General features: G+C 65.7%; 21 protein-coding genes and 3 pseudogenes. 17 read left to right on the forward strand and 7 right to left on the reverse strand.

Translation table 11 applies throughout. The annotated features are described in order from the left end of the window. Positions 1-3 precede the first annotated feature (3 nt). Positions 4-585: a hypothetical protein gene (locus ACHMW6_RS01250; RefSeq protein ID WP_395404882.1), complete on the reverse strand. Its 582-nt coding sequence runs from the start codon at positions 583-585 to the stop codon at positions 4-6. Between the two features lie 98 nt (positions 586-683). After that, positions 684-2,081: a metallophosphoesterase family protein gene (locus tag ACHMW6_RS01255; protein ID WP_395404884.1), complete on the reverse strand. Its 1,398-nt coding sequence runs from the start codon at positions 2,079-2,081 to the stop codon at positions 684-686. A 118-nt stretch (positions 2,082-2,199) separates the two neighbouring features. Between ACHMW6_RS01255 and ACHMW6_RS01260 the strand changes: the two genes are divergently transcribed. Continuing rightward, on the forward strand, positions 2,200-2,898 hold the full coding sequence (locus ACHMW6_RS01260) for an HAD family hydrolase (protein WP_395404886.1): 699 nt from the start codon (positions 2,200-2,202) through the stop codon (positions 2,896-2,898). A gap of 29 nt (positions 2,899-2,927) precedes the next feature. After that, positions 2,928-3,942 (forward strand): annotated as a pseudogene (gene hrcA / locus ACHMW6_RS01265) (heat-inducible transcriptional repressor HrcA). 63 nt (positions 3,943-4,005) lie between these two features. Here hrcA and fur read toward each other — a convergent pair. Further along, on the reverse strand, positions 4,006-4,434 hold the full coding sequence (gene fur / locus ACHMW6_RS01270) for a ferric iron uptake transcriptional regulator (RefSeq protein ID WP_395404888.1): 429 nt from the start codon (positions 4,432-4,434) through the stop codon (positions 4,006-4,008). 120 nt (positions 4,435-4,554) lie between these two features. Between fur and ACHMW6_RS01275 the strand changes: the two genes are divergently transcribed. From ACHMW6_RS01275 to ACHMW6_RS01295, 5 genes are read left to right on the forward strand one after another with little or no spacing between them, the layout of a single operon-like run. Then, a complete protein-coding gene (locus tag ACHMW6_RS01275; RefSeq protein WP_395404890.1) occupies positions 4,555-5,091 on the forward strand; it encodes an outer membrane protein assembly factor BamE in 537 nt (178 codons plus the stop codon). 8 nt (positions 5,092-5,099) lie between these two features. After that, complete coding sequence (dapB, locus tag ACHMW6_RS01280; RefSeq protein ID WP_395404892.1) at positions 5,100-5,909, forward strand: 4-hydroxy-tetrahydrodipicolinate reductase; 810 nt, start codon at positions 5,100-5,102, stop codon at positions 5,907-5,909. Next, on the forward strand, positions 5,909-6,577 hold the full coding sequence (locus ACHMW6_RS01285; RefSeq protein ID WP_395404894.1) for a MotA/TolQ/ExbB proton channel family protein: 669 nt from the start codon (positions 5,909-5,911) through the stop codon (positions 6,575-6,577). Before dapB ends, ACHMW6_RS01285 begins: the two co-directional genes overlap by 1 nt. A gap of 1 nt (position 6,578) precedes the next feature. Next, on the forward strand, positions 6,579-7,001 hold the full coding sequence (locus ACHMW6_RS01290; protein ID WP_395404896.1) for an ExbD/TolR family protein: 423 nt from the start codon (positions 6,579-6,581) through the stop codon (positions 6,999-7,001). A gap of 2 nt (positions 7,002-7,003) precedes the next feature. Further along, on the forward strand, positions 7,004-7,321 hold the full coding sequence (locus tag ACHMW6_RS01295) for a barstar family protein (protein ID WP_395404897.1): 318 nt from the start codon (positions 7,004-7,006) through the stop codon (positions 7,319-7,321). Between the two features lie 54 nt (positions 7,322-7,375). Here ACHMW6_RS01295 and map read toward each other — a convergent pair whose 3' ends face one another. The 4 genes from map to ACHMW6_RS01315 form a co-directional block, all read right to left on the reverse strand. Further along, positions 7,376-8,164 carry a type I methionyl aminopeptidase gene (map, locus tag ACHMW6_RS01300; RefSeq protein WP_395408501.1) on the reverse strand — a complete coding sequence of 263 codons (789 nt, stop codon included), beginning with the start codon at positions 8,162-8,164 and terminating at the stop codon, positions 7,376-7,378. Between the two features lie 76 nt (positions 8,165-8,240). Continuing rightward, positions 8,241-8,606: a VOC family protein gene (locus tag ACHMW6_RS01305; RefSeq protein WP_395404899.1), complete on the reverse strand. Its 366-nt coding sequence runs from the start codon at positions 8,604-8,606 to the stop codon at positions 8,241-8,243. 75 nt (positions 8,607-8,681) lie between these two features. Further along, complete coding sequence (locus ACHMW6_RS01310) at positions 8,682-9,392, reverse strand: hypothetical protein (RefSeq protein WP_395404901.1); 711 nt, start codon at positions 9,390-9,392, stop codon at positions 8,682-8,684. Positions 9,393-9,573: 181 nt separating this feature from the next. Further along, entirely contained in the window at positions 9,574-10,365 is a 792-nt protein-coding gene (locus ACHMW6_RS01315) for a DUF6597 domain-containing transcriptional factor (protein WP_395408502.1), read from the reverse strand. Between the two features lie 51 nt (positions 10,366-10,416). Here ACHMW6_RS01315 and leuS point away from each other — a divergent pair. From leuS to ACHMW6_RS01365, 10 genes and pseudogenes are all read left to right on the forward strand, one after another. Continuing rightward, positions 10,417-13,039 (forward strand): annotated as a pseudogene (gene leuS, locus ACHMW6_RS01320) (leucine--tRNA ligase). Positions 13,040-13,053: 14 nt separating this feature from the next. Then, entirely contained in the window at positions 13,054-13,644 is a 591-nt protein-coding gene (lptE, locus tag ACHMW6_RS01325) for an LPS assembly lipoprotein LptE (RefSeq protein WP_395404903.1), read from the forward strand. Positions 13,645-13,651: 7 nt separating this feature from the next. Continuing rightward, positions 13,652-14,668 (forward strand): DNA polymerase III subunit delta, encoded by a 1,017-nt coding sequence (gene holA / locus ACHMW6_RS01330; RefSeq protein WP_395404905.1) that lies wholly within the window; start codon positions 13,652-13,654, stop codon positions 14,666-14,668. Positions 14,669-14,670: 2 nt separating this feature from the next. Further along, positions 14,671-15,942: a glutamate-5-semialdehyde dehydrogenase gene (locus ACHMW6_RS01335; RefSeq protein WP_395404906.1), complete on the forward strand. Its 1,272-nt coding sequence runs from the start codon at positions 14,671-14,673 to the stop codon at positions 15,940-15,942. A 9-nt stretch (positions 15,943-15,951) separates the two neighbouring features. Then, complete coding sequence (locus ACHMW6_RS01340; protein WP_395404908.1) at positions 15,952-16,377, forward strand: CopD family protein; 426 nt, start codon at positions 15,952-15,954, stop codon at positions 16,375-16,377. Positions 16,378-16,387: 10 nt separating this feature from the next. After that, entirely contained in the window at positions 16,388-17,725 is a 1,338-nt protein-coding gene (locus ACHMW6_RS01345; RefSeq protein ID WP_395404910.1) for a class I SAM-dependent RNA methyltransferase, read from the forward strand. Positions 17,726-17,731: 6 nt separating this feature from the next. After that, positions 17,732-19,003, forward strand: coding sequence for a multidrug effflux MFS transporter (locus tag ACHMW6_RS01350; RefSeq protein WP_395404911.1), 1,272 nt, complete (start codon positions 17,732-17,734; stop codon positions 19,001-19,003). A gap of 221 nt (positions 19,004-19,224) precedes the next feature. Next, positions 19,225-21,372, forward strand: a complete 2,148-nt coding sequence (locus ACHMW6_RS01355; RefSeq protein ID WP_395404913.1) for an HDOD domain-containing protein — start codon at positions 19,225-19,227, stop codon at positions 21,370-21,372. 34 nt (positions 21,373-21,406) lie between these two features. Beyond that, a pseudogene (locus tag ACHMW6_RS01360) lies at positions 21,407-23,618 on the forward strand (putative bifunctional diguanylate cyclase/phosphodiesterase). A 7-nt stretch (positions 23,619-23,625) separates the two neighbouring features. Beyond that, positions 23,626-25,221 (forward strand): SEL1-like repeat protein, encoded by a 1,596-nt coding sequence (locus ACHMW6_RS01365; RefSeq protein WP_395404915.1) that lies wholly within the window; start codon positions 23,626-23,628, stop codon positions 25,219-25,221. The last annotated feature ends 4 nt before the right edge of the window (positions 25,222-25,225 follow it).

Here is a 25,225-nt window from a genome sequence, read left to right on the forward strand (position 1 = left end):
CGCTTACGCGGCGGGACGGCAGGTCACAGCCACAGTGGTCACGTTGGCGGTCGGCATGGTGCCGCTGCCGTTGGCCACGGTGCAGGTCAGGCCGGCCGGCTGGTTCAGCACCGAAATGCCGTACAGCGCGCCATTCGATACCTGGGTCGGGAATTTCCAGTTGGTGGTGCCGGCCGGCAGCGAGACGGTGGCCGAGCCGTTGGCCAGCACCAGCACGCCCGAGGTCAGGCCGGTCGCGGTGCCGCCCAGGTCATACGGGGTGTTGAAGCAGGACACGGTCGCCTGCAGCTGCGTGAAGTAGTTGATGCGGCCGGAGCCGTTGTTCAGCGTGCACTGGACGTTTTCCGGGATGGTCTTCAGCGTGATGCTGAAGTTCTGGTCGGTGTTCAGCAGAGTCGGGAAATACACGACGCCGCCGCCGGTGTTGACGGTGACGGTATCGTTGCCGTTCTGGAGGACCAGGCCATCCTTGGACAGGCCCGACACCGTGACGCCCAGCGCGATATTGCCATTACCGCCGCCGCAGGCAGCCAGAACGGCAGCGCTCAACAGCGCCAGGCTGGAACGCAGGTACTTACTATTCATTCATCTCTCCAATACGAATTGCTGGGCCGCCATGCGGAATCGGCAGCTATTTTAGTCCATTTGGCAAGCATGCCACCCATTTCACCTTGTAACAATTTTTAGGGCACCCGTGTGAGCTCGCACCGGGACGCGCGTCCGGCCAGCCGGCAGTGGTTGATTTCCTTGCCGTTGCGGTCGTGGACGACGGCCTGCCATTCGCCCGGCTGCGCGCCGCGCTCCAGCGTCATGAAGCCGAATCCGCCGACCCAGCTGCTGAAGTGGTCGATTACGGCGCCCGGCGCGGGCTGGATTGGCGAGACATCGTCCGGCAGCGGCGTGGTGTCTTCGTCGGTACCGGAAAAGCCGGTCACGAACTGGCTGGGATGGGCGCTGCGGTAGCTGACCTGCTGCCACAGGTGCACATGGCCGGACAGCATGGCTTGCACGCCGGCCGGCAGCAGCATCGGGTTCAGCGAGCCGAAACTTTGCTGCAGGCCGGCGTCGCCCAGCTGCAGGTAGCGCTGGCCGTGCTTGTCGACATCGGCGCCGAAGCCGAGGATGGGGTGGTGGTTCAGGCCCAGGTTCCAGCGCGCCTGTTGCGACAGTTCGTCCAGCCGGCGGTAGTTGGCGCGGTACTGGTCCCAGCCGGGCTGGCCGGGCTGCAGGCCGCGCCAGGTGGTGGCGGCGGTGTCCAGCACCAGCAACTGCGAGTCGCCGCCGAGCGGCACGGCGTAGGGATCGCTGTAGTTGCCTTGCATATCGTTGGCGGCGGCATTGCAGTCGCGGCCGGGCACGAGGGGGCGCGGATCGAGGAAGCGCCACCAGCCCTGTCCGGCGCGGCTGCAGCTTTCATGGTTGCCGCGCACCATGACCCAGGGCGCGGCGGCCAGCAGCGGGGCGGCGGGACGGAAGAAGTCTTCGCGCCAGGTATCCCAGCCATAGCCCCAGGGCGAGCCGGCGCAGCCTGCATTGCCTTCGGGGCAGGGGTTCTCGCGGTAATGGTAGTCGCCGACGTGGATCACGAGGTCGGGTTGCCAGCGCGCCGCGGCGGCGGCAATGGTGGCGAAGGGCGTCGCTTGCGGGTCGTTGCAGGCCTGATAGCGCTTGTCCGATTTCTTCAGGCGGCAACCGGTGTCGCCAATGACGACGATGCGGCGCGGCTCGGCGCGCGGCACCGGCAGCGCCTGGCCGGCGACGCTGGCGCTGCGGGCGCCGGCGGGCAGCGTCGCTTCGCAGGTCAGCACGGGGAAGGCGCTGGGCTTGGAGTCGGCCGGAGCGGAGGAGGTGGGGCGCTGTTCCACGGTTTCGGCGGGCGCGCGCTGGCGCATCGGCTGCTCGCGGCCGTCCACCAGCAGGGCGGGGCAGGAGGACGCAGTCGTCAGCACGCGCGCCACGGCCGCGCCCTGCTCGCCCAGCACAATATAGGCCGACAGCGGCGGCGGTGCCGCGGGCGGCGTGGCGCAGCCGGCGAGGAGGGCGGCCGACAGCAGGGCTGCGGCGCGGGACAGGATGGGCATTGCGTTATCTCCGGTGCAATAAAAGCAAGGCGCTAATCTACCATGCGGCCGGGCTGGCGGCTGAGGCCGTGTCCGAATGACAGTGCTGACCCCGAATTTAGGTGTGCGACAATGGGGGATGAAGCCGAAAGCGATACTTTTTGACCTGGATGATACGTTGTGGCCTATTGCGCCGGTCATTGCGGAGGCGGAGCTGAGCCTGCACGCGTGGCTGAGCGAGCATGCGCCCGAAGTGGCGCGCCAGTTTTCCATCGAGCAGATGCGCGCGCACCGCATGGAGCTGGCGGCGGCCCGGCCGGAGTTGCACGTGGACCTGGGCAAGCTGCGCCGCGCCAGCCTGGAGGCGGTGTTCGCCCATGCGGGCGAGGATGCGGCCGGGGTCGAGGGGGCGATGCAGCACTTCTTTGCTGCAAGGAATGCTGTCACGCCCTATGACGATGTGCTGCCGGGCCTGCTGAAACTGAAACACCAGGTGGTGCTGGGTACCATCAGTAATGGCAATGCCGACCTTGAAGTCATCGGTCTTGCCCACCATTTCAAGGTATCGCTGGCGGCCGGTGATTTCGGCAAGGCCAAGCCCGATCCAGGCATTTTCCTGGCGGCCTGCCACGCGCTGCATGTGGCGCCGTGGGACGCGGTGTATGTCGGCGATGATTTGAAACTGGATGTGGAGGGCGCCCAGCGCGCCGGGCTGCGCGCCGTGTGGCTGAATCGCACGGGCAGCGCGGCGCACCTGGAGGCTGGCGTGAAACCGGACGCCATCTGCAGCAGTTTCGAGGAACTTCTTGCGTGGCTGGAAGAACAGTTGGCAGAATAGATGGTGTATCAGCGCTTCATGATGAAAGTATGCAACTCGATAACCGTGCCCAAACCCTGCTGAAAGCCCTGGTCGAGCGCTATATCGCCGACGGCCAGCCCGTCGGCTCGCGCGCCCTGTCCAGGATTTCAGGGCTGGAGCTGTCCCCGGCCACCATCCGCAATATCATGGCGGACCTGGAGGAGCTCGGCTATGTCGCCAGCCCCCATACCTCGGCCGGACGCATTCCGACGCCGCGCGGCTACCGCATCTTCTGTCGATACGCTGCTGACGGTGCAGCACATCGACGAAAGCGCCGTCGAGACGCGCCTGGCGTCGGCCCAGCCGCCGCAGAAGCTGATCGCCAATGCGGCGCAGATGCTGTCCTCGCTGACCCAGTTCGCCGGCGTGGTGCTGACGCCGCGCCATGAGTCGGTGTTCCACCAGATCGAGTTCCTGCGCCTGGGCGAGAAGCGCATCCTGCTGGTGATCGTGTCGCCGTCCGGCGATGTGCAGAATCGCATGCTGCTGACCGATGTCGATTACACGCCGGCCCAGCTGCAGCAGTCGGCCAATTTCATCAACCAGCATTATTCAGGGCTGGCGTTCGACGAGGTGCGCAACCGCCTGCAGGTGGAGCTGCGCCAGCTGCGCGACGATATGGGGCGCCTGATGCAGGCGGCGGTGGAGGCGGGCAGCGCGGCCATGGCGGAGAATGCCGAGGATATGGTGATCGCGGGCGAACGCAATCTGCTGTCGGTGTCGGACTTGTCGTCGAATATGACGTCGCTGCGCCAGATGTTCGATCTGTTCGAGCAGAAGACGGGCCTGATGCAGCTGCTGGATGTGTCGTCCAAGGCGTCGGGCGTGCAGATCTTTATCGGCGGGGAGTCGAACCTGGTGCCGATGGATGAGATGAGCGTGGTCACCGCGCCGTATGAGGCCAACGGCAAGATCGTGGGGACGCTGGGGGTGATCGGGCCGACCCGCATGGCCTACGAGCGGGTGATTCCGATTGTGGATATTACGTCGCGGCTGTTGTCGAATGCGCTGAGCCAGCATTAGAACCCAGGGCGTGACCCTGGTGTCAGGCACGTCGTGCCTGACACCTGCTTTGGGCCGTGGGTGTTAATGGCGGTGCGGGCAGTTCACTTTGGTGCAGTTGCCGTACATGGCCAGCGCGTGCTCGGCGATCTTGAAGCCGCGCTCCTGGGCGATCATTTGCTGGCGCTTCTCGATTTCTTCGTCGACAAACTCTTCCACGCGGCCGCAGTCCAGGCAGACCAGGTGGTCGTGGTGCGAGCCTTCGTTCAGCTCGAAGATCGCCTTGCCGCTCTCGAAGTGGTTGCGGTTGAGCAGGCCGGCCTGCTCGAACTGGGTCAGCACCCGGTAGACGGTGGCCAGGCCCACGTCCATGTTCTCGGCCAGCAGCTGTTTATAGACGTCTTCCGCCGTCAGGTGGCGCACCGGACTGCTCTGGAAAATGTCGAGAATCTTCAGGCGTGGCAGGGTGGCCTTCAGGCCCGAGGCCTTCAGGTCGGTGGGGCTGTTACTCATGTTTGGTATCGTATGTGGCTGGAGTGCTTTATGATATAGCGTTTTGGCACTTCTGCTCAATTGGATTTGAGGTCACTTATGCGCGTCACCCCGGCTTTGCCGACTATTTTGTTGCACCGTATGAAACGCTCGGCCCCGCTGCTGGCGGCCATGATCCTCGCTGGCTGCGCCAGCAAACAGGCGGCGCCGACCGCGCCGGTGGTGGCCTCCCAGGGCGCCCAGACCACCACCGTTACCCAGCTGCAGAAGTTCATGTGGTTCTTCTCGCCCTACCGTCCGGACATCCAGCAGGGCAATTTCGTGTCGCAGGAAATGATGGCCCAGTTGAAAGTGGGCATGACCAAGGACCAGGTCAAGTTCCTGCTGGGCACGCCGCTGATGGCCGATGTCTTTCACGGCGACCGCTGGGATTACCCGTTCCGCCTGGCCAAGGGCAATGGCGAGCTGACCACCAGCGCCGTGGTCGTCTACTTCGACAAGGATGGCAAGGTGGAGCGCTTCGAAGGCGGCAACCTGCCGACCGAACAGGAATACATCGCCCGCATCGCCGGCCCGATCAAGGCCTTCCAGAAGGCCGAGAAGGCGGCCGCCGAGGCGCAGGGCCAGCCGCAGCGCGCGCCGCTGCCGTCCGGCCAGGACACGGGCACCGCAAAATAAGGACAGCAATGAGTACTCTGAATATCGCAATCGCCGGCGCCGGCGGCCGCATGGGCCGCATGCTGATCGAGGCCGTGCAGGCCGCGCCGGACTGCCAGCTGGCTGGCGCACTGGACCGCGCGGGCGGCGCCAATATCGGCCACGACGCGGCGGCCTTCACCGGCCAGCCGGCCGGCGTGGCCGTGTCGGCCGGGCTGGCCGAGGGCCTGAAGGATGCGCAATTCCTGATTGACTTCACCCGTCCGGAAGGCACGCTGCAGCACCTGGCTTACTGCGCCGAGCATGGCATCAAGATGGTGATCGGCACCACCGGCTTCGACGAAGCCGGCAAGGAAGCGATCCGCAAGGCGGCCGAGAAGACCGCCATCGTGTTCGCGCCGAATATGAGCGTGGGCGTGAACGTGACGCTGAAGCTGCTGGAATTCGCGGCGAAAAGCCTGAACACGGGCTATGACATTGAAATCATCGAGGCGCACCACCGCCACAAGGTCGATGCGCCGTCCGGCACCGCGCTGAAGATGGGCGAGGTGATCGCCGGCGCGCTGGGGCGCGACCTGAAGGATTGCGCCGTGTATGCGCGCGAGGGCGTCACCGGCGAACGCGATCCGTCCTCGATCGGCTTTGCCACCGTGCGCGGCGGCGATATCGTGGGCGACCACACGGTGCTGTTTGCCGGCGATGGCGAGCGCATCGAGATCAGCCACAAGTCATCGTCGCGCGTGACCTATGCGCACGGTTCGCTGCGCGCGGCACGCTTCCTGGCGGACAAGCCGACCGGCCTGTTCGATATGTATGACGTGCTGGGCCTGAACGGCTGATGGAGCATTTCAGCTTTGCCAGCTTCTGGGAGCGCACGGACGCCGTCGGCCACGCCGTCGCCTACCTGCTGCTGGCGATGTCGCTGCTGAGCTGGTATTTCATCCTGGCCAAGGGCTGGGCCTCCTGGCGCGTGCGCCGCAGCAAGGGCGTGGTGCAAGCTTTCTGGGATGCGCCGACGCTGAACGATGGCGTGGCGACCGTGAGCTCGGGCGATCCGGAAGGCATTTATGCGGCGCTGGCAGAAGCGGGCGCGGCCGGCGTGCACGTGGTGGGCCGGGCCACGCTGGCGGGCGAGATGGGGCGCGGCGAGCAACTGACACGCGTGCTGCGCGATGCGATCCACGTCTCGACCACGCGGCTGGAGAGCGGGCTGACCCTGCTGGCGTCGGTCGCGTCCACCGCGCCCTTCGTCGGGCTGATGGGCACGGTATGGGGCATTTACCATGCGCTGGCGGCCGTGTCGGCCTCCGGCACGGTGCAGATCGACAAGGTGGCCGGTCCGGTGGGCGAGGCGCTGATCATGACGGGCATCGGCCTCTTGGTGGCGGTGCCCGCGGTGCTGGCCTATAACGGCTTCAACCGCATCAACCGCCTGACCCTGAGCGAGCTCGACGCCTTTGCGCATGACCTGCACGCTTACCTGACGCGCGACGGCGCAGGCGTCTGAGATGGCTTTCGGCGCCTTCAACCACCACCGGCAGAAGGAGTCCATGGCGGACATCAATGTCACGCCGATGGTCGATGTGATGCTGTGCCTGCTGGTGATCTTCATCATCAGCGCGCCGATGTTCACCAATGCCGTGAAGCTGGATTTGCCGAAGGCGCAGGCGGCCGCGTCGCCGCAGCAGCCTGATACGCTGTCCGTGTCGATCGATGCGACCGGCACGGTGTTCTGGAATAATGAGGCGCTGAAGGCTGCGGAGCTCGACGAGCGCCTGGCCGTAGCCGCCGCCCGCCAGCCGCAGCCGGAGCTGCAGCTGCGCGCTGACAAGGATACGCGCTACGAGGTCGTGGCGCAGGTGATGGCCGCCGCCCAGACCCACGGCCTGGCGAAGATCGGCTTCGTCACCGACCCCAAGAAGGACAAGTAACCATGGCTACCGCCACCCTGAACGGCGCTGCAATCGCCAGCGCCGACGATTTCCATTCCCAGAGTCGCGAGGCGTTCGGCTTCCCGGAGTTTTATTCGAATTCGATCGATGCGTGGGTCGATTGCCTGTCGTATCTGCGCGATGAGGAGAATATGACGAAGTTCCGGCTGAAGGGGAATGAGGTGCTGGAGATTGTGATCACCGATTCGGCGAAGATGCCGGCGGATCTGCTGGAGGAGATTACGTACTGCGTCGGCGGGATCAATGAGCGCTATGAGGATTATGGCGAGAAGCCTGCGCTGAAGCTGACCTTGAAGTAAACCAGAGGCGTAAAGCTAGTGTCAGGCGCATCGTGCCTGACACTTGATTTTGCTTCAGGGTTTTTCGCCGGGGGCCAGGGTCAGGACGTCGAAGCCGGTCTCTGTTACGGTGACCATATGCTCCCATTGCGCCGACCAGGTCCGGTCGGCGGTGACGACGGTCCAGCCGTCGGGCAGGGCGCGGGTCTGGTGCTTGCCGGCGTTGATCATGGGCTCGATGGTGAACACCATGCCCGGCTGCAGCACCATGCCCGTGCCGGGACGGCCGTAGTGCAGCACCTGCAAATCCTCGTGGTAGACCATGCCGATGCCGTGGCCGCAGTAGTCGCGCACGACGCTGAAGCCGGCCGCTTCGGCCAGCGACTGGATGGCGTGCCCCACATCGCCCAGGGTGGCGCCGGGTTTCACGGCGCGGATGCCGGCCCACATCGCGTCATACGTTACTTCCACCAGCTTGCGCGCGGCTTTCGAGGGATTGCCGACGTAGTACATGCGGCTGGTGTCGCCGAACCAGCCATCCTTGATCACGGCGACGTCGATGTTGATGATGTCGCCATCCTTCAGGATCTTCTTCGGGCTGGGGATGCCGTGGCAGATCACTTCGTTGACCGAGGTGCAGATGGTCTTGGTGAAGCCGGCATAGCCGACGTTGGCCGGGATGACGTTCTGCACCTGGGTGATGTAGTCGTAGCAGATCTTGTCCAGCTGCTCGGTGCTCACGCCGGGCTTGACGTATTCGCCGATCATGGTCAGCACATCGGCCGCCAGTTGCCCGGCCGCGCGCGCGGATTCGACCTGGCCGGGACTCTTGATCAGGATGGATTTGTTGTCGCGCTTGCCCATGGTGTGGAACGGTTGGTGGGGGGAGGGGCGCATGGTATCACAAGCGCCCCTGCGCCGCCGCGGCAGCCGCTGCGGGTCAGCGGACTTTGGATGGGTCGAAATGGGCGTTTTCGATCAGTCCCAGCACGTTGCCGAACGGGTCGGCCAGCTCGGCAACCTTGATGCCTTCGCCCACGTCCTGGATTTCTGAGTGAGTACTTGCTCCCAATGCGAGCACGCGCTGGACTTCTTCTGCGATGTTTTCCACGCCCCAGTAGACCTGGGTGCCGGTCTTGCCGGGCGTCCCGTCCGGCAGCAGCCCCAGCTCGAAGCCGCCGATTTCGAAACCGACGTAGAAGGGTTGGTCGAAGTAGGGCTCCTTCTGGAATACCCTGGCGTACCAGGCTTTGCCGGCCTCCAGGTCGGGGCAGGGGTAGATGGCGGTGCGCAGGCCTTTGATCATGGTCGTTCTCCTCTGGTTATTGGATGATGCGCATCTTGCCATGCTGGCGGGCGGCTGGATTGGAAAAATGGAAACCTAGTCGAGGAAGGCGTCTTCGGCGCGCCGCGCATCTACCCGGCGCTCGGGGCCGCCCGGCCACCAGTGGCTAGTTTGGCCGTTTGCGGCCAGGATTCTTGCCTGGGTGTCGATTGGGGGGATTCGCGGCAGGCGGTGGGGCTGCTCGGGCGTTGCCCGGCCGCCAGCCAGATGCGCGCGCGGCGCTTCGCGTGGCGGTGTTGGCGGCATGCCGGCGGCGGCTGCCGGGGCGACGGGCGCAGACGGCGCGGAGGGGGAGGCGGGAGGCGCGGGATTGTGCAGGGCGCGCTCGGCCCGGCGCAGCTCGTCGCGGCGGACGTGGGCGGGCTTCCAGGCGGTTTCGCCGGGCAAAAGCAAGGAGATTTCGGTCCAGGCGTTGCGCGGGATGCCATCCATCATGCTGACGAACTGGTTGGGCGAGAGCGGCCTGCCGTCGTGAATGATCTCGTCGCCATGCACTTCGGCGTAGCGGCTGCCGTCTTCGCGGCTCCAGACGCGCAGCTGCGTTCCCTCGGGAAGGAACAGGCTTTTCCACTGGTAGCCGCGCGGCCGGTGGGCTGGCGGCGCGGGCGTGCGCGCGGCGGCAAGCCACTCGCGTATTGCCTGATCGGCAAGCTCGGCTGCGCGGTCCGGCGAGCCGCTGGCGGCGGCAAAGTTGAGCAGGTCGAGCATGGTGGATGGGGTTATCGCCAGGGTCAGTATTGGAAACATTCTGAAATCTCCTCTGAAAACCTCTGAAATCTTCTGATTTGATCTGAAATCCCTGACAGAGTTCCCTGAGTGGCCGCAATTTGTAATTTCAGAGGATTTCAGAGGTTTTCAGAAGATTTCAGAGGGCGATTTCAGAAGATTTCCAATACAGGGGTGCGCGAGACACCGATACCCTATTTCCTTAGCGGGAGGCGAGCCAGGCGTCGGGGGCGGCGCCGGCGAAGTCGTGGAAGTCGCGGATGAGGTGGGATTGGTCGAAGTAGCCGCAGGCGAGGGCGAGGTCGGCCCAGTCGGGCGCGGCCGGCCCGGCGGCGGGCGATGCGGACGGGGCGCGGGCGGCGGCAGTGGCGTGGCGGAAGCGGGTGATGCGGGCGAAGAGTTTGGGCGAGAGGCCGACTTGCTCGCGGAACCGGGCGGAGAGATGCTGGCGCGAGACGCCAAGGGTGTCGGCGAGGGCTTCGACGCGCAGGGCGCCACCGGAGGACTCGATGGCGGCGACTGCCTGCCGTGCCAGGCCGGCGCCGGCGCCGGGCGCGAGGGCGAGGCGGGCCAGCAGGGCGGACTCGATCAGGCCAAGCCGGGCGCGGTCGTCGAGGTCGGCGGACCAGAGCGCGTCGCCGAGGCGCTCGGCGTCGGTGCGGGGCCAGAGCTGGTCGAGGTCGGCGCGGGCGTCGGCCAGGGCGGGCAGGCAGGGGCCGAGGAAGAGGCTGGCGGCGCCGGGAAGGAAGCGCACGGCGGCCGTGCGCACTGGTCCGGCGGACGGCACATCGATAAAGCGGCTCATCATGCCGACGGCGAAGGCTGCGCCGGTATCCTGCCAGAGGATGTCGACGCAGTTATCGGGCAGTACACGGTGGGAAAACGCGGCCCGGGCGGCAGGCGGCAGCACGGACGAAGTCCAGAAGCAGGCCACCAGGCCGGCCAGCGCCGGGCCGGGCGGATATTCGCTGTAGCGCATCATGTCGCGGCGCACCAAGGCATTGCGTATAATGATCGGTTCATATCACTCATTGTGCGCTACATCATGCAAGAAAAATATAGTCCCGCAGACGTCGAAAAAGCCGCCCAAGCCCACTGGAAGGCGATCGACGCCTACAAAGCCGTCGAAAACGACCCCGCGTTTCCCAAAAGGCAAGTATTACGCCTGCTCGATGCTGCCTTACCCGTCCGGTAAGCTGCACATGGGTCACGTGCGCAACTATACGATCAATGACGTGATGTACCGCTACCTGCGCATGAACGGCTACAACGTGCTGATGCCGATGGGCTGGGACGCCTTCGGCATGCCGGCCGAGAATGCGGCGATGGCGAACAAGGTGCCGCCGGCGCAGTGGACGTATTCGAACATCGCCCACATGAAGGAGCAGATGGAGTCGATGGGCCTGGCGATCGACTGGTCGCGCGAGATGGCCGCCTGCAAGCCCGAGTACTACAAATGGAACCAGTGGATGTTCCTGAAGATGCTGGAAAAGGGCATCATCTACCTGAAGACGGGCACCGTGAACTGGGATCCGGTGGACCAGACCGTGCTGGCCAACGAGCAGGTGGTCGATGGCCGCGGCTGGCGTTCCGGCGCGCTGATCGAAAAGCGCGAAATCCCGATGTACTACGTGCGCATCACCGACTACGCCGAAGAGCTGCTGGACTACGTGGACCACAAGCTGCCCGGTTGGCCGGAGCGCGTGCGCATCATGCAGTCGAACTGGATCGGCAAGAGCACCGGCGTGCGCTTCGCCTTCCCGCACAATATCAAGGGCGACGATGGCCAGCTGATCAACGACGGCAAGCTGTATGTGTTCACCACCCGTCCCGACACCATCATGGGCGTGACCTTCTGCGCGGTGGCCGCCGAGCACCCGCTGGCCACCCACGCCGCCAAGGACAAGCCTGAGCTGCAAGCCTTCATCGCCGAGTGCAAGATGGGTTCCGTGATCGAAGCGGACATGGCGACGATGGAAAAGAAGGGCATGCCGACCGGCCTGTTCGTCACCCATCCGCTGACCGGCGAGCAGGTCGAAGTCTGGGTCGGCAACTATGTGCTGATGACCTATGGCGACGGCGCCGTGATGGGCGTACCGGCGCACGACGAGCGCGACTTCGCCTTCGCCAAGAAATACCATCTGCCGATCAAGCAGGTGATCACCGCCGAAGGCCAGAGCTACTCCACCGACGCGTGGCAGGAATGGTATGGCGACAAGTCCGTGTCGGTGGTCGCCAACTCCGGCAAGTACGACGGCCTGCGCTACACCGAGGCGCTGGAAGCGATTGCCGCCGACCTGGCCGCCAAGGGCCTGGGCGAGAAGAAGACCACCTTCCGCCTGCGCGACTGGGGCATCTCGCGCCAGCGCTACTGGGGCACGCCGATCCCGATGATCCACTGCGATGCCTGCGGCGCCGTGCCGGTGCCGGAAAAGGACTTGCCGGTGGTGCTGCCGGAAGACTGCGTGCCCGATGGCACGGGCAACCCGCTGAACAAGCATGAAGCCTTCCTCAAGTGCGACTGCCCGCAGTGCGGCAAGCCGGCGCGCCGCGAGACCGACACGATGGACACCTTCGTCGACTCGTGCTGGTACTACATGCGCTATACCTCGCCCGGTTCGAACGACGCGATGATCGACCAGCGCAACGATTACTGGATGCCGATGGACCAGTACATCGGCGGCATCGAGCACGCCGTGCTGCACCTGCTGTATGCGCGCTTCTGGACCAAGGTGATGCGCGACTTCGGCCTGGTCAAGTTCGACGAGCCTTTCGTCAACCTGCTGACCCAGGGCATGGTGCTGAACGAAACCTATTACCGCGAAGACGCATCCGGCAAGAAGACCTGGTTCAACCCGGACGACGTGGACCTGACCACGGACGACCGCGGCCGCCCCGTGTCGGCCATCCTGAAGGCGGACGGCCAGCCGGTCAAGCTGGGCGGCATCGAGAAGATGTCCAAGTCGAAGAACAATGGCATCGACCCGCAGGTGCAGATCGAGCAGTACGGCGCCGACACCGCGCGCCTGTTCACCATGTTCGCCGCGCCTCCCGAACAGACGCTGGAATGGTCCGGTTCCGGCGTGGAAGGCGCCAACCGCTACCTGAAGCGCGTGTGGAACTTCGGCTATGCCCAGCGCGACGCGATCCGCGCCGCCGGTTCGCCGCTGGCCGCCGCCGCGTCCACCGACGAGGGCAAGACGCTGCGCCGCGAACTGCACAAGGTGCTGCAGCAGGCCGACTACGACATCAAGCGCATCCAGTACAACACCGTGGTGTCGGCCTGCATGAAGATGCTGAACACGCTGGAAGCGGCCGAGGGCGCGGAGCCGGCCGTGCTGGCCGAAGGCTATGCGATCTTCCTGCGCCTCTTGAACCCGGTGGCGCCGCACATCACCCACGTGCTGTGGCAGGAGCTGGGCTATGCCGGCGACATCCTGGATGCACCGTGGCCGCAGGTCGATCCGGCCGCGCTGGAGCAGTCCGAGATCGAACTGATGATCCAGGTGAACGGCAAGCTGCGCGGTGCGGTCAAGGTGCCGAAGGCCGCCGACAAGGCTGCCATCGAAGCGGCGGCGCTGGCCGAGGAAAGCGTGCAGAAGTTCATCGAAGGCACGCCGAAGAAGGTCATCGTGGTGCCGGGCAAGCTGGTTAACATCGTGGTGTAATCGATATGGCGAAGATGACTCTTGTGCAACGCGCGGCGGCCGCCGCGCTGCTGGCGGCGGCACTGGCCGGCTGCGGCTTCCACCTGCGCGGCGAAGGCGGCAACTACACGCTGCCGTTCTCCTCGCTGTACGTGGGCCTGCCGGAGTCGTCGCCGCTGGCGATCGACCTGAAGCGCAATATCCGCGCCAATGGCCACACCGCCGTCGCCCGCGTGGCGAAGGATGCCGAGGCTAGCATCGAAGTGCTGACGGACCCGGAAAAGACGCGCACCAAGACCATCCTGTCGCTGAACAGCAATGGCCGCGTGCGCCAGTACCTGCTCAGCTACAACATCGTGTTCCGCATCACCGACAAGGCGGGCAACGAGCTGCTGGGACCGACGCCGATCAACCTGCAGCGCCCGATCGACTTCAATGAAACCCAGGTGCTGGCGAAGGAACAGGAAGAAGCGCTGCTGTACAAGGACATGCAGACCGACCTGGTGCAGCAGATGATGCGCCGCATGGCAGCCATCAAGCCGCAGGCCGCGGCCGCCCCTTCGACCGTGCCGCCGGTGCCGACCGCGCCGGGCCTGGTGCCGAACGCGCCGCCCGTGGTGCAGTAAGGCCGCCATGCAGCTGCGCGCCGACGCCCTGGACGCCCACGTCGCCAAGACGCTGGCGCCCCTGTACGTAATCACCAGCGACGAGCACCTGCTGGCGCTGGAGGCGGCCGACAAGATCCGCCGCGCCGCCCGCGCGCAAGGCTATTCCGAGCGCGAAGTGCTGACGGTGGAGCGCAGCTTCAAGTGGGGCGAGCTGCTGGCCGCCAACCAGGCCATGAGCCTGTTCGGCGACAAGAAGCTGATCGAATTGCGCATCCCGTCCGGCAAGCCGGGCAAGGATGGCGGCGCTGCGCTGCAGGCATATGCGAAAGACCTGGGTCCGGACAACCTGACCCTGATCACCCTGCCCAAGCTGGACTGGCAGACGCAGAAGGCGGCCTGGGTGGCGGCGTTGCAGCAAAGCGCCGTCTACATCGACATCCCGAACATCGAGCGCAACGCGCTGCCCGGCTGGATCGCCGGCCGCCTGGCCGCGCAGGGCCAGAGCGCGGAGCGCGCCAGCCTCGATTTCATCGCCGACCGGGTGGAAGGCAATCTGCTGGCCGCGCACCAGGAAATCCAGAAACTGGGCCTGCTGCACGAGCCGGGCAAGCTGAGTCACGAACAGGTGCAGGATGCGGTGCTGAACGTGGCGCGCTACGACGTCTTCAAGCTGTCCGAAGCCATGCTGGCGGGCGACCCGGCGCGCCTGATCCGCATGCTGGAAGGCTTGAAAGGCGAGGGCGAGGCGCTGCCGCTGGTACTGTGGGCGGTGTCCGAGGAAATCCGCACACTGCTAAAATTAAAGGCAGCGATGGCGCAAGGGCGCCCGCTGCCGGCCCTGCTGAAGGAATACCGGATCTGGGGCCCGCGCGAGCGCATGATGGAACCGGCCCTGCGCCGCGTCTCGCTCGCCACGCTGGAAGCGGCCATGCAGCAGGCCGCGCAAGTGGACAAAATGGTCAAGGGACTGCGCGCGAAATCTTTCGCGGGCGACGCCTGGGACGCGATGCTGCAACTGGCACTGAAAGTCGCAAGAGGATGAGTATGGACATCAAGCAGTATATGGAAGACATCGGGCGCCGCGCCCGCGCCGCATCGCGCGGCATGGCGCGCGCCGACAGCGCGCAGCGCAACCGCGCGCTGGAACTGATTGCCGCCGCCATCGAGCGCGAAGCGCCGGCCCTGCGCGCGGCCAACGAGCAGGACGTGGCCGCCGCGCGCGCCGCCGGCCTGGCGCCGGCCATGCTGGACCGCCTGCTCCTGTCGGACAAGGCGATCGCCACCATGGTGGAAGGCTTGCGCCAGATCGTCGCCCTGCCGGACCCGATCGGCGAAATCTCGAACATGAAATTCCGCCCCACCGGCATCCAGGTGGGCCAGATGCGCGTGCCGCTGGGCGTGATCGGCATCATCTATGAAGCGCGTCCCAACGTCACCGTGGACGCCGCCGGCCTGTGCATCAAGAGCGGCAACGCCACCATCCTGCGCGGCGGCTCGGAAGCGATCCACTGCAACCGCGCGCTGGCGAAACTGGTGGCCGAGGGCCTGGCCGGGGCCGGCCTGCCGGCCGACGGCGTGCAGGTGGTCGACACCACCGACCGCGCCGCCGTGGGCGCCCTGATCACCATGCCGCAGTATGTGGACGTCATCGTGCCGCGCGGCGGCAAGGGCCTGATCGCGCGCCTGATGGAAGAAGCCACGGTGCCGATGATCAAGCACCTGGACGGCATCTGCCACGTGTACATCGACGCGAAAGCCGACCTGGGCAAGGCGCTGGACATCGGCTTCAACGCCAAGTGCCACCGCTACGGCACCTGCAACACGATGGAAACGCTGCTGGTGGCGCGCCCCGTCGCCGCCGAAGTGCTGCCGCAGCTGGCGCAGCGCTACGCCAGCGAGCAGGTCGAGCTGCGCGCCGACGACGAGGCCTACGCCATCCTGGCCGCCGCCGGCTACCCGCAGCTGGCGCACGCCACGGAAGAAGACTGGGCCACCGAATACCTGGCGCCGATCCTGGCCGTGCGCATCGTCGACGGCCTGGACGCCGCCATCGAGCACTGCAACAACTGGTCGTCCAAGCACACCGAGGCGATCGTCACCGAAGACTACAGCGCCGCCATGCGCTTCCTGCGCGAAGTCGATTCCTCCTCGGTGATGGTGAACGCCTCCACCCGTTTCGCCGACGGCTTCGAATACGGCCTGGGCGCCGAGATCGGCATTTCCAACGACAAGCTTCACGCGCGCGGCCCGGTGGGACTCGAAGGCCTGACCTCGCTCAAGTACGTGGTGTTCGGCCACGGCGAAACACGCAAATAAAGGAACTCAATGCTCTGGGTAAAAGCGCTGCACATCGTCTTCATCGTTGCCTGGTTCTCCGGCCTGTTCTACCTGCCGCGCATCTTCGTCAACCTGGCGATGGAAGTGCCGGGGCCCGCGAGCGAGCGCCTGCTGACGATGGGCAGAAAGCTGTACCGCTTTACCACGATGCTGGGCGTGCTGGCGCTGGTGTTCGGCCTGTGGCTCACCTGGCTGCAATATGTGGCCGCCGGCATCAAGCTGCCCGGCTGGCTGCACGCCAAGCTGGCTTTTGTGGTGCTGGTGATCGGCTACCACCACGCCTGCGGCGCGCTGCTGAAAAAATTCGAACGTGGCGCCAATGCGCGCAGCCACGTGTTTTACCGCTGGTTCAATGAAGTGCCTGTGCTGATGCTGCTGGCGATCGTGATCCTCGTGGTCGTCAAGCCATTCTGAAAGGTAGCACATGACATCCTATTTCTGCCCATGCCCGCGCGGCATGGAAGCGGCGCTGGCTGAGGAACTGGGCGAAATCGCCCAGGGCAGCCCGACGCTGAAAATCCACAACCAGGTGCCGGGCGGCGTGCACTGCTCGGGCGACCTGTACGACGCCTACCGCATCAACCTGCATTCGCGCATCGCCTCGCGCGTGCTGATGCGCATGGGCGTGTGCCACTACGACAACGAGAACGACATCTACGACCTGGTGCTGGGCCAGGCCTGGGAAGAATGGTTCGGCGTCGATCACACGATCCGCGTCGACGTGACCGCCATCAAGTCGCCCCTGAAGTCGCTCGAATTCATCACGCTGAAGATCAAGGACGCCGTGTGCGACCGCTTCCGCGACATGTACAACAAGCGTCCCTCGGTCGATACGCGCGAGCCGGACATGCGAATCGTTGGCTTCCTCGACCAGCGCCAGTTCATCATCTATCTCGACACCTCGGGCGAAGCGCTGTTCAAGCGCGGCTGGCGCAGCGAGACGGGTGACGCGCCGCTGCGCGAGAACCTGGCGGCCGGCCTGCTGCGCGTGTCGGGCTGGAAGCCGGGCGTGCCGCTGTTCGACCCCATGTGCGGCTCGGGCACCATCCTGTGCGAAGCGGCGCAGATGGTGCAGGGCATCCCGCCGGGCGCGCGCCGCTCCTTCGCCTTCGAGAAGTTCTACGATTTCGATCCCGAGCCGTGGCAGGCGATGAAGGCGGCCATCAAGCCCAATCCCTTGCCGTCCGAGCCGAGCATCTTCGGTTCCGACATCTCCGGCGACATGATCGCCATGGCGCGCCACAACCTGAAGAGCGCCGGCATCCTGTTCGACGTGCCGCTGAAGCAGATCGAGGCGCAGCAGGTGCAGGCGCCGACCGCCACGCCCGGCATCTTGCTGACCAATCCGCCGTACGGCGAGCGGATCGGCGTGCGCGGCGATTCCTCGCTGGAGGAAGATGAGCTGGCGAAGTCCTTCTACGGCGCGCTGGCCACCACCCTCAAGCAGCGTTTCGCCGGCTGGACGGCCTATTTCTTCACCGCCGACCTGGGCTTGCCCAAGATGCTGCGCCTGAAAGAGTCGCGCAAGACGCCGTTCTTCAACGGCGCGCTCGAGTGCCGCCTGTTCCGCTTCGACATGGTCGCGGGCTTCAACCGCAAACCGGGGTCAGATCCGACATTCGGACACGAGCGCGGCGGTAGCGCAGCGGAGCCGGCCGCAGCCCCAGTCTCGGCCCCAGCACCGGCGCCAGCGCCGGCCGCGGCAGGTCCGTGGGCCGCCGCCAAGCCGGGCGGGCCGCGTCCGCCGCGCAAGGGGAGCTGAACGCCGATGATGCCCCAGCCGCCGGCGAGCGTTCCGCCCGACCCTGATGCCGAGGTTCCCTCACCCCAGACGCGGCAACGCAAGCCGCTGGGCGCCGCGGCGCTGGCGGCGGTGCTGGCCGGGCTGTCGATGCTCGGCCCGTTCTCGATCGACGCCTACCTGCCTGCCTTCCCCAATATCCAGCAATCGCTGGGCGCCTCGCCGGTCGAGGTGCAGCAATCGCTGACCGCCTACCTGCTGGCCTTTGCCGGCATGGTGCTGTGGCACGGCGCCCTGTCCGACGCGTTCGGGCGGCGCAATGTGATCCTGGTCAGCCTGGTCACCTTCTGCATCGGCACCATCGGCTGCGCCTCCGCGCACAGCGTGCACTACCTGTGGTTCTTCCGCGTGGTACAGGGCGTGTCGGCCGGCGCCGGCGTCGTGGTGGGGCGCGCCATCATCCGCGATCTGTATGCCGACGCCGCGGCCGCGCGCCTGCTGTCGCTGGTGACGATGATCTTTTCCATCGCGCCCGCCGTGGCGCCCGTGCTGGGCGGCCTCATCGTCAAGTACTCGGACTGGCGCAGCATCTTCCTGTTCCTGGTCGGCTACACGGTGCTGCTGTTCGCCGTCTGCTACCGCCGCCTGCCGGAAACGCTGCCGCCGCACAAGCGCCAGCCCTTCAATCCCGTCTTCCTGTGGCGTAATTACCGCGACATCCTGTCCTCGCCGCTGTTCCATCTCAAAACGGGCGTGGTGGCGCTCAACTTCTGCGGCCTGTTCGTCTACATCACGGCCGCGCCGGTAGCGCTCCCAGGGCAATTGCACCTGGGCCCGGACGAATTCGCCTGGCTGTTCGTGCCGGCCGTGTCCGGCATCTTCCTGGGCGCGCTGGCCGCCAACCGCATCGCCGGCAAGTGGAGCTTCGCGCGCCAGATCCGCTTCGGCTTCGGCTTCCTGCTGTCGGCCGCCACGGTCAATGTCGGCTACCACCTGTTCTTCCCGCCGGCCGTGCCGTGGAGCACCTTGCCCATCTTTTTCTACACCTTCGGCATGTCGGTTGTAGCACCGGGCGCAACACTTCTGGCGCTGGACCTGTTCCCGCACATCCGAGGTACGGTAGCATCATGCCAGTCGTTTGCCGTGACGGTGCTGGCCGCCATCATTGCCGGCGTGATCGCGCCGGCGCTGTCGGACTCCTTCCTGTGGCTCGCTTGCGCCCAGCTATTCTTCACCGTGACCGCGCTGGGATTGTGGTTGACGTCGCGCGTGGTGAGGCGCATGCTTACGCCCCAATGAAGAAAAATGGCAACATTGTTTTATTTTTATCAATAGACTCCCGGGTCATTAATAAATGCAACAAAGTGTCTTCGGGAATTTGTATTGCCGCTAAGTTATAGTATATTTATGTTAATGGGCATTTGAGATTGCAAGCGAGAAATGCACTACCAAGCAGCTCCTGTTTGACGAATTGAATCGGCGCCCCTAATGGCAGGGCGCCAAATACTACTGGCGCCACGATGCATCAACCTGATCAAGACATCCGCAATCGCTTGCTGATCGCGCGTCTGCCGGCCATGCCGCAGATCCTCATCAAGCTGATTGAACTCCTGCAAGCCGACGATGCCGGCATGCCGGAGCTGGCCGCCCTGATCGCCAAGGATGCCGGGATGACGTCCAAGATCCTCGCTGTCGCCAACAGCTCGGCCTACCAGCGCCACAACCGCACGGTGGGCCTGGAGCAGGCCCTGGTCTCGCTGGGCACGGACATGATCAAGACGCTGGTGATCTCCGAGTCCGTGTTCCAGACCTTCAACAACTTCCCCCATTCCGGCAGCACCGACCTGCGCGCGTTTTGGAAAGGTTCCCTCACCACGGCCGTCATCGCGCGCGACATCGCCCGCGCCATGGATTACCCGCATGTGGAAGAGGCTTACCTGGCCGGCCTGCTGCACAATGTCGGCCGCCTGGCGCTGTTGTCCACGGCGCCCAAGGAATATGCCTACAACTTCACCGCACGCGACGACGAAGAGCTGTGCGCCGTCGAGCAGCGCACGCTGGAAATCACGCACACCGAAGCGGGCGCCTGGCTGATCGAGCGCTGGAACCTCGATTCCTTCCTGGCCGACTCCGTGCTGTACCACCACGAGCCGGTCACGCGCCTGGAGTCGGCCCACCCGCTGATCCGCATCGTGCGCCTGGCGCACCACCTGTGCTACCACGGCGACGAACCGCATGCGGCGGAAGACGCGGCCGCGCTGTGCGGCCTCGATCCGAGCCAGCTGGACGCCTTCACCAAGGCGGCCACGCGCCAGGTGCTCAAATCCGCCGACTACCTGGGCATCGACCTGACCGGCGCCGACGATATCGTGCCGCCGCCCGCCGTCGCGCCCACGCCGGCCGATCCGGTGCAGGCGCGCCTGTCCGAGGAAGTGCGCAATATGATGCTGGTGTCCGAGATGGGCCAGACCTTCGCGCGCCAGCAGGGCGAAGCCTCGATGCTGGAAGCGATGACGCGCTCGGCGCGCATCCTGTTCGATTTCGACACCACCGTGCTGCTGCTGGAGAACCCCACCGGCCACGCGCTGGAAGGCTTCGGCACCGGCGACGCGCAGCAGCGCCTGGCCGAATTCGCCATCCCGCTGAATAAGGGCGGCCTGATCGCCGATGCCGCCACCGAGCGCCGGCTGGCCTTCGCCACGCGCGGCGCCCAGCCGCTGACGATCGCCGAGGAGCAGCTGTTCCGCATCCTCGGCACCGATTCCATGGTGTGCCTGCCGCTGGTGGCCGGCCAGCGCTGCCTCGGCGTGCTGGTGGGCGGCGCGGCCGCCTGGCAGCTGCCGTCCTACCAGAAGCGCGAGCGCTTCCTGCAATCGTTCGGCAGCCAGGCCGCCGCCGCGCTGGAGACGGCCATTTCCGAACGGGGCCACGCGCGGCGCCAGATCGCCCATGTGGCCGAGGAATACCGCGAAGCGTCGCGCCGCGTGGTGCACGAGGTGAACAACCCGCTGTCCATCATCAAGAACTACCTGTCGGTGCTGGACGCCAAGCTGGCGCGGCGCGAGCCGGTGGTGTCCGAGATGTCGATCCTGAACGAGGAAATCGACCGCGTGGGCCAGCTGATCCACGGCCTGGCCGACCTGCAGCCGACCGATACTGGCAGCGTGACCCATATCGGCCGCGTGGTGGACGAGGTGCTGCGCCTGTTCCGCGCCACCGACTTCGTGCCGGCCTCGGTGCAGCTCATCCTGCGCATGCTGGACGAGCCGAACGAGATCGACGGCGATGCCGACCTGCTGAAGCAGATCCTCGTCAACCTGATCAAGAATTCGGTGGAAGCCATGCCGGGCGGCGGCCGCATCGAAATTGCCAACCGCGGCCTGGTCAACCGCGAGCGCAAGCTGTACGTCGAATTGGTGGTGGCCGACAGCGGCCCGGGCCTGTCCGCCGAGGTATTGGCTAATCTGTTTACCGCGGTGAAGAGCAGCAAGGAAGGCAAGCACCATGGACTGGGCTTGTCCATCGTGCACAGCCTGGTCAAGCGCATGGGCGGCGAAATCACCTGCCGCAGCGGCGGCACGGGCACCACTTTCGAAATCCTGCTGCCAGCCCGCGGCAGTACCAGCCAGATCGCGACCGTGCCCGCGCGCGTGATGGATTCCGTATAAGGCCATGATGAACCCGACGAACCCGAACCCGCTCATGGCTCCCGAAGACGGACTCATTCCGCCCGCACCCGAATTCCAGCCGCGCCTGCTGCTGGTGGATGACGAACCCCGCCTGCTGACCTCCCTGTACGAACTGCTGCGCGGCCACGACTACCAGCTGGTCACCGCGTCCTCCGGCAGCGAAGCGCTGGCCCACCTGAACCGCCTGCAATTCGACCTGGTGCTGCTCGACCTGCGCCTGCCGGACATCGGTGGCCACGAGATCATGGACTTCATTAACGCCAAGGAAATCGATGCAGACGTGATCGTGATGAGCGGCGAAGCGGGCATCGACGCGGCCATCGGCGCCCTGAAGCGGGGCGCCTACGACTACCTGCGCAAGCCCTACAATCCGCCCGAGCTGCTGAAGACCGTGGAGAACGCGCTGCAAAAGCGACGCCTGGCGGTCGAGAACCGCCGCATCGGACAGCGCCTGGAAAACTCGGAGAAGATGTACCGCTACCTGGTGGACTCTTCGCCGGACATCATCTACACCCTGAACCACGAAGGCTGCTTCACCTTCGTCAACGACCGCGCCTACCAGCTGCTGGGCTTCTCGCGCGAGGAGCTGCTGGGGAAGCACTATTCCATCCTGGTGCACGACGAGGACCTGGAGCGCGCCCGCTATGTGTTCAATGAGCGCCGCGTCGACGAACGCGCCTCGCGCAATGTGGAGCTGCGCCTGAAGTGCAATTCGGGCGGCGGCGCCGACCGCACCTTCAACAACACGCTGATGACGATTTCGCTGAATGCGATCGGCATGCACGTGCCGGGCGAGGAAGTGGCCAAGCACGAATTCTTCGGCACCTATGGCGTGGCGCGCGACATCACCGACCGCAAGCGCGCCGAAGAAATGATTTCCTACCAGGCCTACCACGACATCCTGACCGACCTGCCGAACCGCATGCTGTTCAAGGATCGCCTGGGCCTGGCCGTGATCCAGGCCAAGCGCAAGCTGTCCGAGCTGGCCGTGATGTTCGTCGACCTGGACCGCTTCAAGCTGGTCAACGATACCCTGGGCCATGTGAAGGGCGACGAGCTGCTGCAGCAGGCCGCGCTGCGCCTGAAGGAATGCCTGCGCAAGGGCGACACGCTGGCGCGCCAGGGCGGCGATGAATTCACCATCGTGCTGCCCGAGCTGCGCGACCGCGCCGATGCCAAGTCGATTGCGGACAAGTTCCTGGAAGTGCTGCAGAAGCCCTTCGACCTGGATGGCCACATCGTGCACATCTCGGCCTCGATCGGCATCGCCATCTATCCGGGCGACGGCGAAACCATCGAAGAACTGCTGCGCCATGCGGACATCGCCATGTACCAGGTAAAGGCGCTGGGCAAGAATGGCCACAGCTTCTACCATTCCTCGATGCAGGACATGTCGCACCAGAAGATCGCGCTGGAGCAGTCGCTGCGCAAGGCGCTGGAGCACAATGAACTGGAAATGTACTACCAGCCGCAGATCGACGTGGCCAGCGGCCGCATCATCGGCGCCGAAGGCCTGATGCGCTGGAACCATCCGCAGCGCGGCCTGCTGTCGGCCGGCGAATTCCTGCCCTTCGCGGAAGAGAATGGCCTGATGCTGCCGATCTCGGACTGGATGATCGGCGCCCTGTGCCGCGACCTGCTGATGTGGAATGCGGCCGGCGGCGACACGATCCGCCTGTCGCTCAACCTGTCGCCGCAATACCTGGACCGCGGCGACTTCTTCGAGAAGATGCGCGGCGCGCTGGCGCGCTACGGCATTTCGCCGGCGCAGATCGAAGTGGAAATCACCGAGAACATCTGCATCCGCAACCCGCAGTATGCGATCGAGCAGCTGAACAAGCTGTGCCAGCTGGGCGTGTCCGTCGCCATCGACGATTTCGGCACCGGCTATTCCTCGCTGTCCTATCTGCACCGCTTCCCGATCCACACCATCAAGATCGACCAGAGCTTCGTCAAGGAGATCCACGACGAGCATGGCCACTATCCGGTGATCCTGGCCATCATCTCGATCGCGCGCGGCCTGGGCCTGCACCTGGTGGCGGAGGGCGTGGAAACGGAAGTGCAGGCGCGCTACCTGCAGGCCAACGGCTGCTCGAGCATGCAGGGCTATCTCGTACTACCGCCCGATCTCGCTGTCCTCCTTCATCAATGTGCTGCAGGGGCAGAACCAGGTCGAAGGCGCAGCGCCCGATGCCGCTGCCTCACGCGTAGCGATCCAGGCCTGAGGCGCCCATGCAGCGCTACACGGCCAGCGAAGCGGACGCCTCGGGCGCCACCAATCACACCGCCGAATACCTGCGCGTGCGCGACCTCGCCGAGCGCGGCGTGCCCAATGCCCAGCACAGCCTGGGCTTCATGTACTTCAACGGCCAGGGCGTGGTGCAGAACTACGAGCTGGCTGCCGCCTGGTACCGCCAGGCCGCCAATGCGGGCCTGGAGCACGCGCAGTACAACCTGGGCGTCATGTACCAGAAAGGCCAGGGCGTGGAGCAGGATTATGCGGAAGCGGCGCGCTGGTACCAGCAGGCGGCCGAACAGGGCTACGCCGCCGCGCAGTACAACCTGGGCTGGCTGTACGCCAAGGGCCAGGGCATCGAACAGGACACCGAACAGGCGCGCCACTGGTTCGCCAAGGCCGCCGAACAGGGCGACGCGGGCGCGCAGAACAACCTGGGCATGATGTACGACACCGGCAAGGGCGTGCCGCAGGATTTCAGGCAAGCCATCATGTGGTACCGCCGCGCGGCCGAGCAGGGCTATGCGCGCGCCCAGTTCAACCTGGGCCTGCGCTATGCGAACGGGCAGGGCGTGCAGCAGGATGTGCAGCAGGCCATGTCCTGGTTCCGCAAGGCCGCCGAGCAGGGTTATGCGCCGGCCCAGTTCAACCTCGCGCTGCGCTTCGACAAGGGCGACGGCGTGGCGCAGGACAGCCAGAAGGCCATCCGGTGGTACACGGCGGCCGGCGAGCAGAATCATATGAGCTCCCAGTTCAACCTTGGCCTGATCTACGACAATGGCCACGGCGTGCCGCGCGACGAGCAGCTGGCGCTGGCCTGGTACCGCCGCGCCGCGGAGCAGGGCCATGCCGCCGCCCAGAACAACCTGGGCCTGCGCTATGACCACGGCCAGGGCGTGGCCCAGGATTACGACGAGGCGTCGCGCTGGTACCGCAAGGCCGCCGAACAGGGCTTCCCCGCCGCCCAGTACCACCTGGGCATGCTGTTCGATAACGGCCACGGCGTGGCGCAGGACCATCACGAAGCGATCTTCTGGTACCGCAAGGCGGCCGACCAGGGCCACCTGCGCGCCCAGTTCGACCTGGGACTGCGCTATGAAACGGGGCAGGGCGTGCCGCTCGACCTGCGCAAGGCCATGGGCTGGTACCAGCGCGCGGCCGAACAGAATTACGTCGCCGCCCAGTACATGCTGGGCCAGTTGCATGACCGCGACGATGGCCCGGCGCCGGACCTGGCGCAGGCCAATGCCTGGTACCGCAAGGCGGCCGAGCAGGGCCACACGCTGGCCCAGTTCACGCTGGCCCTGCGCCACGACAATGGCCAGGGCGTGCCCCGTGATTTCAATGCCGCACTGCAGTGGTACCTGGCTGCCGCACGCCAAGGCCATGCCCGTGCCCAGCTCAATGCGGGCCTGATGTACCTGAGCGGCCAGGGCGCCGCCGCCGACCCGGCCGCCGCCTGGCGCTGGCTGTCGCAGGCCGAACGCGCCGGCGTGCCCGGCGCCGCGCGCTATGTCTCGCAGGCCGCCGCGCGCCTGAATGCGTCCGAACTGGCCGCCCTGCGCACCCATCCCGACCTGCTCCCCGCCTGATATC

It is taken from the genome of Pseudoduganella sp. UC29_106, from assembly GCF_044055365.1.
Classification (GTDB): Bacteria; Pseudomonadota; Gammaproteobacteria; order Burkholderiales; family Burkholderiaceae_D; genus Rugamonas.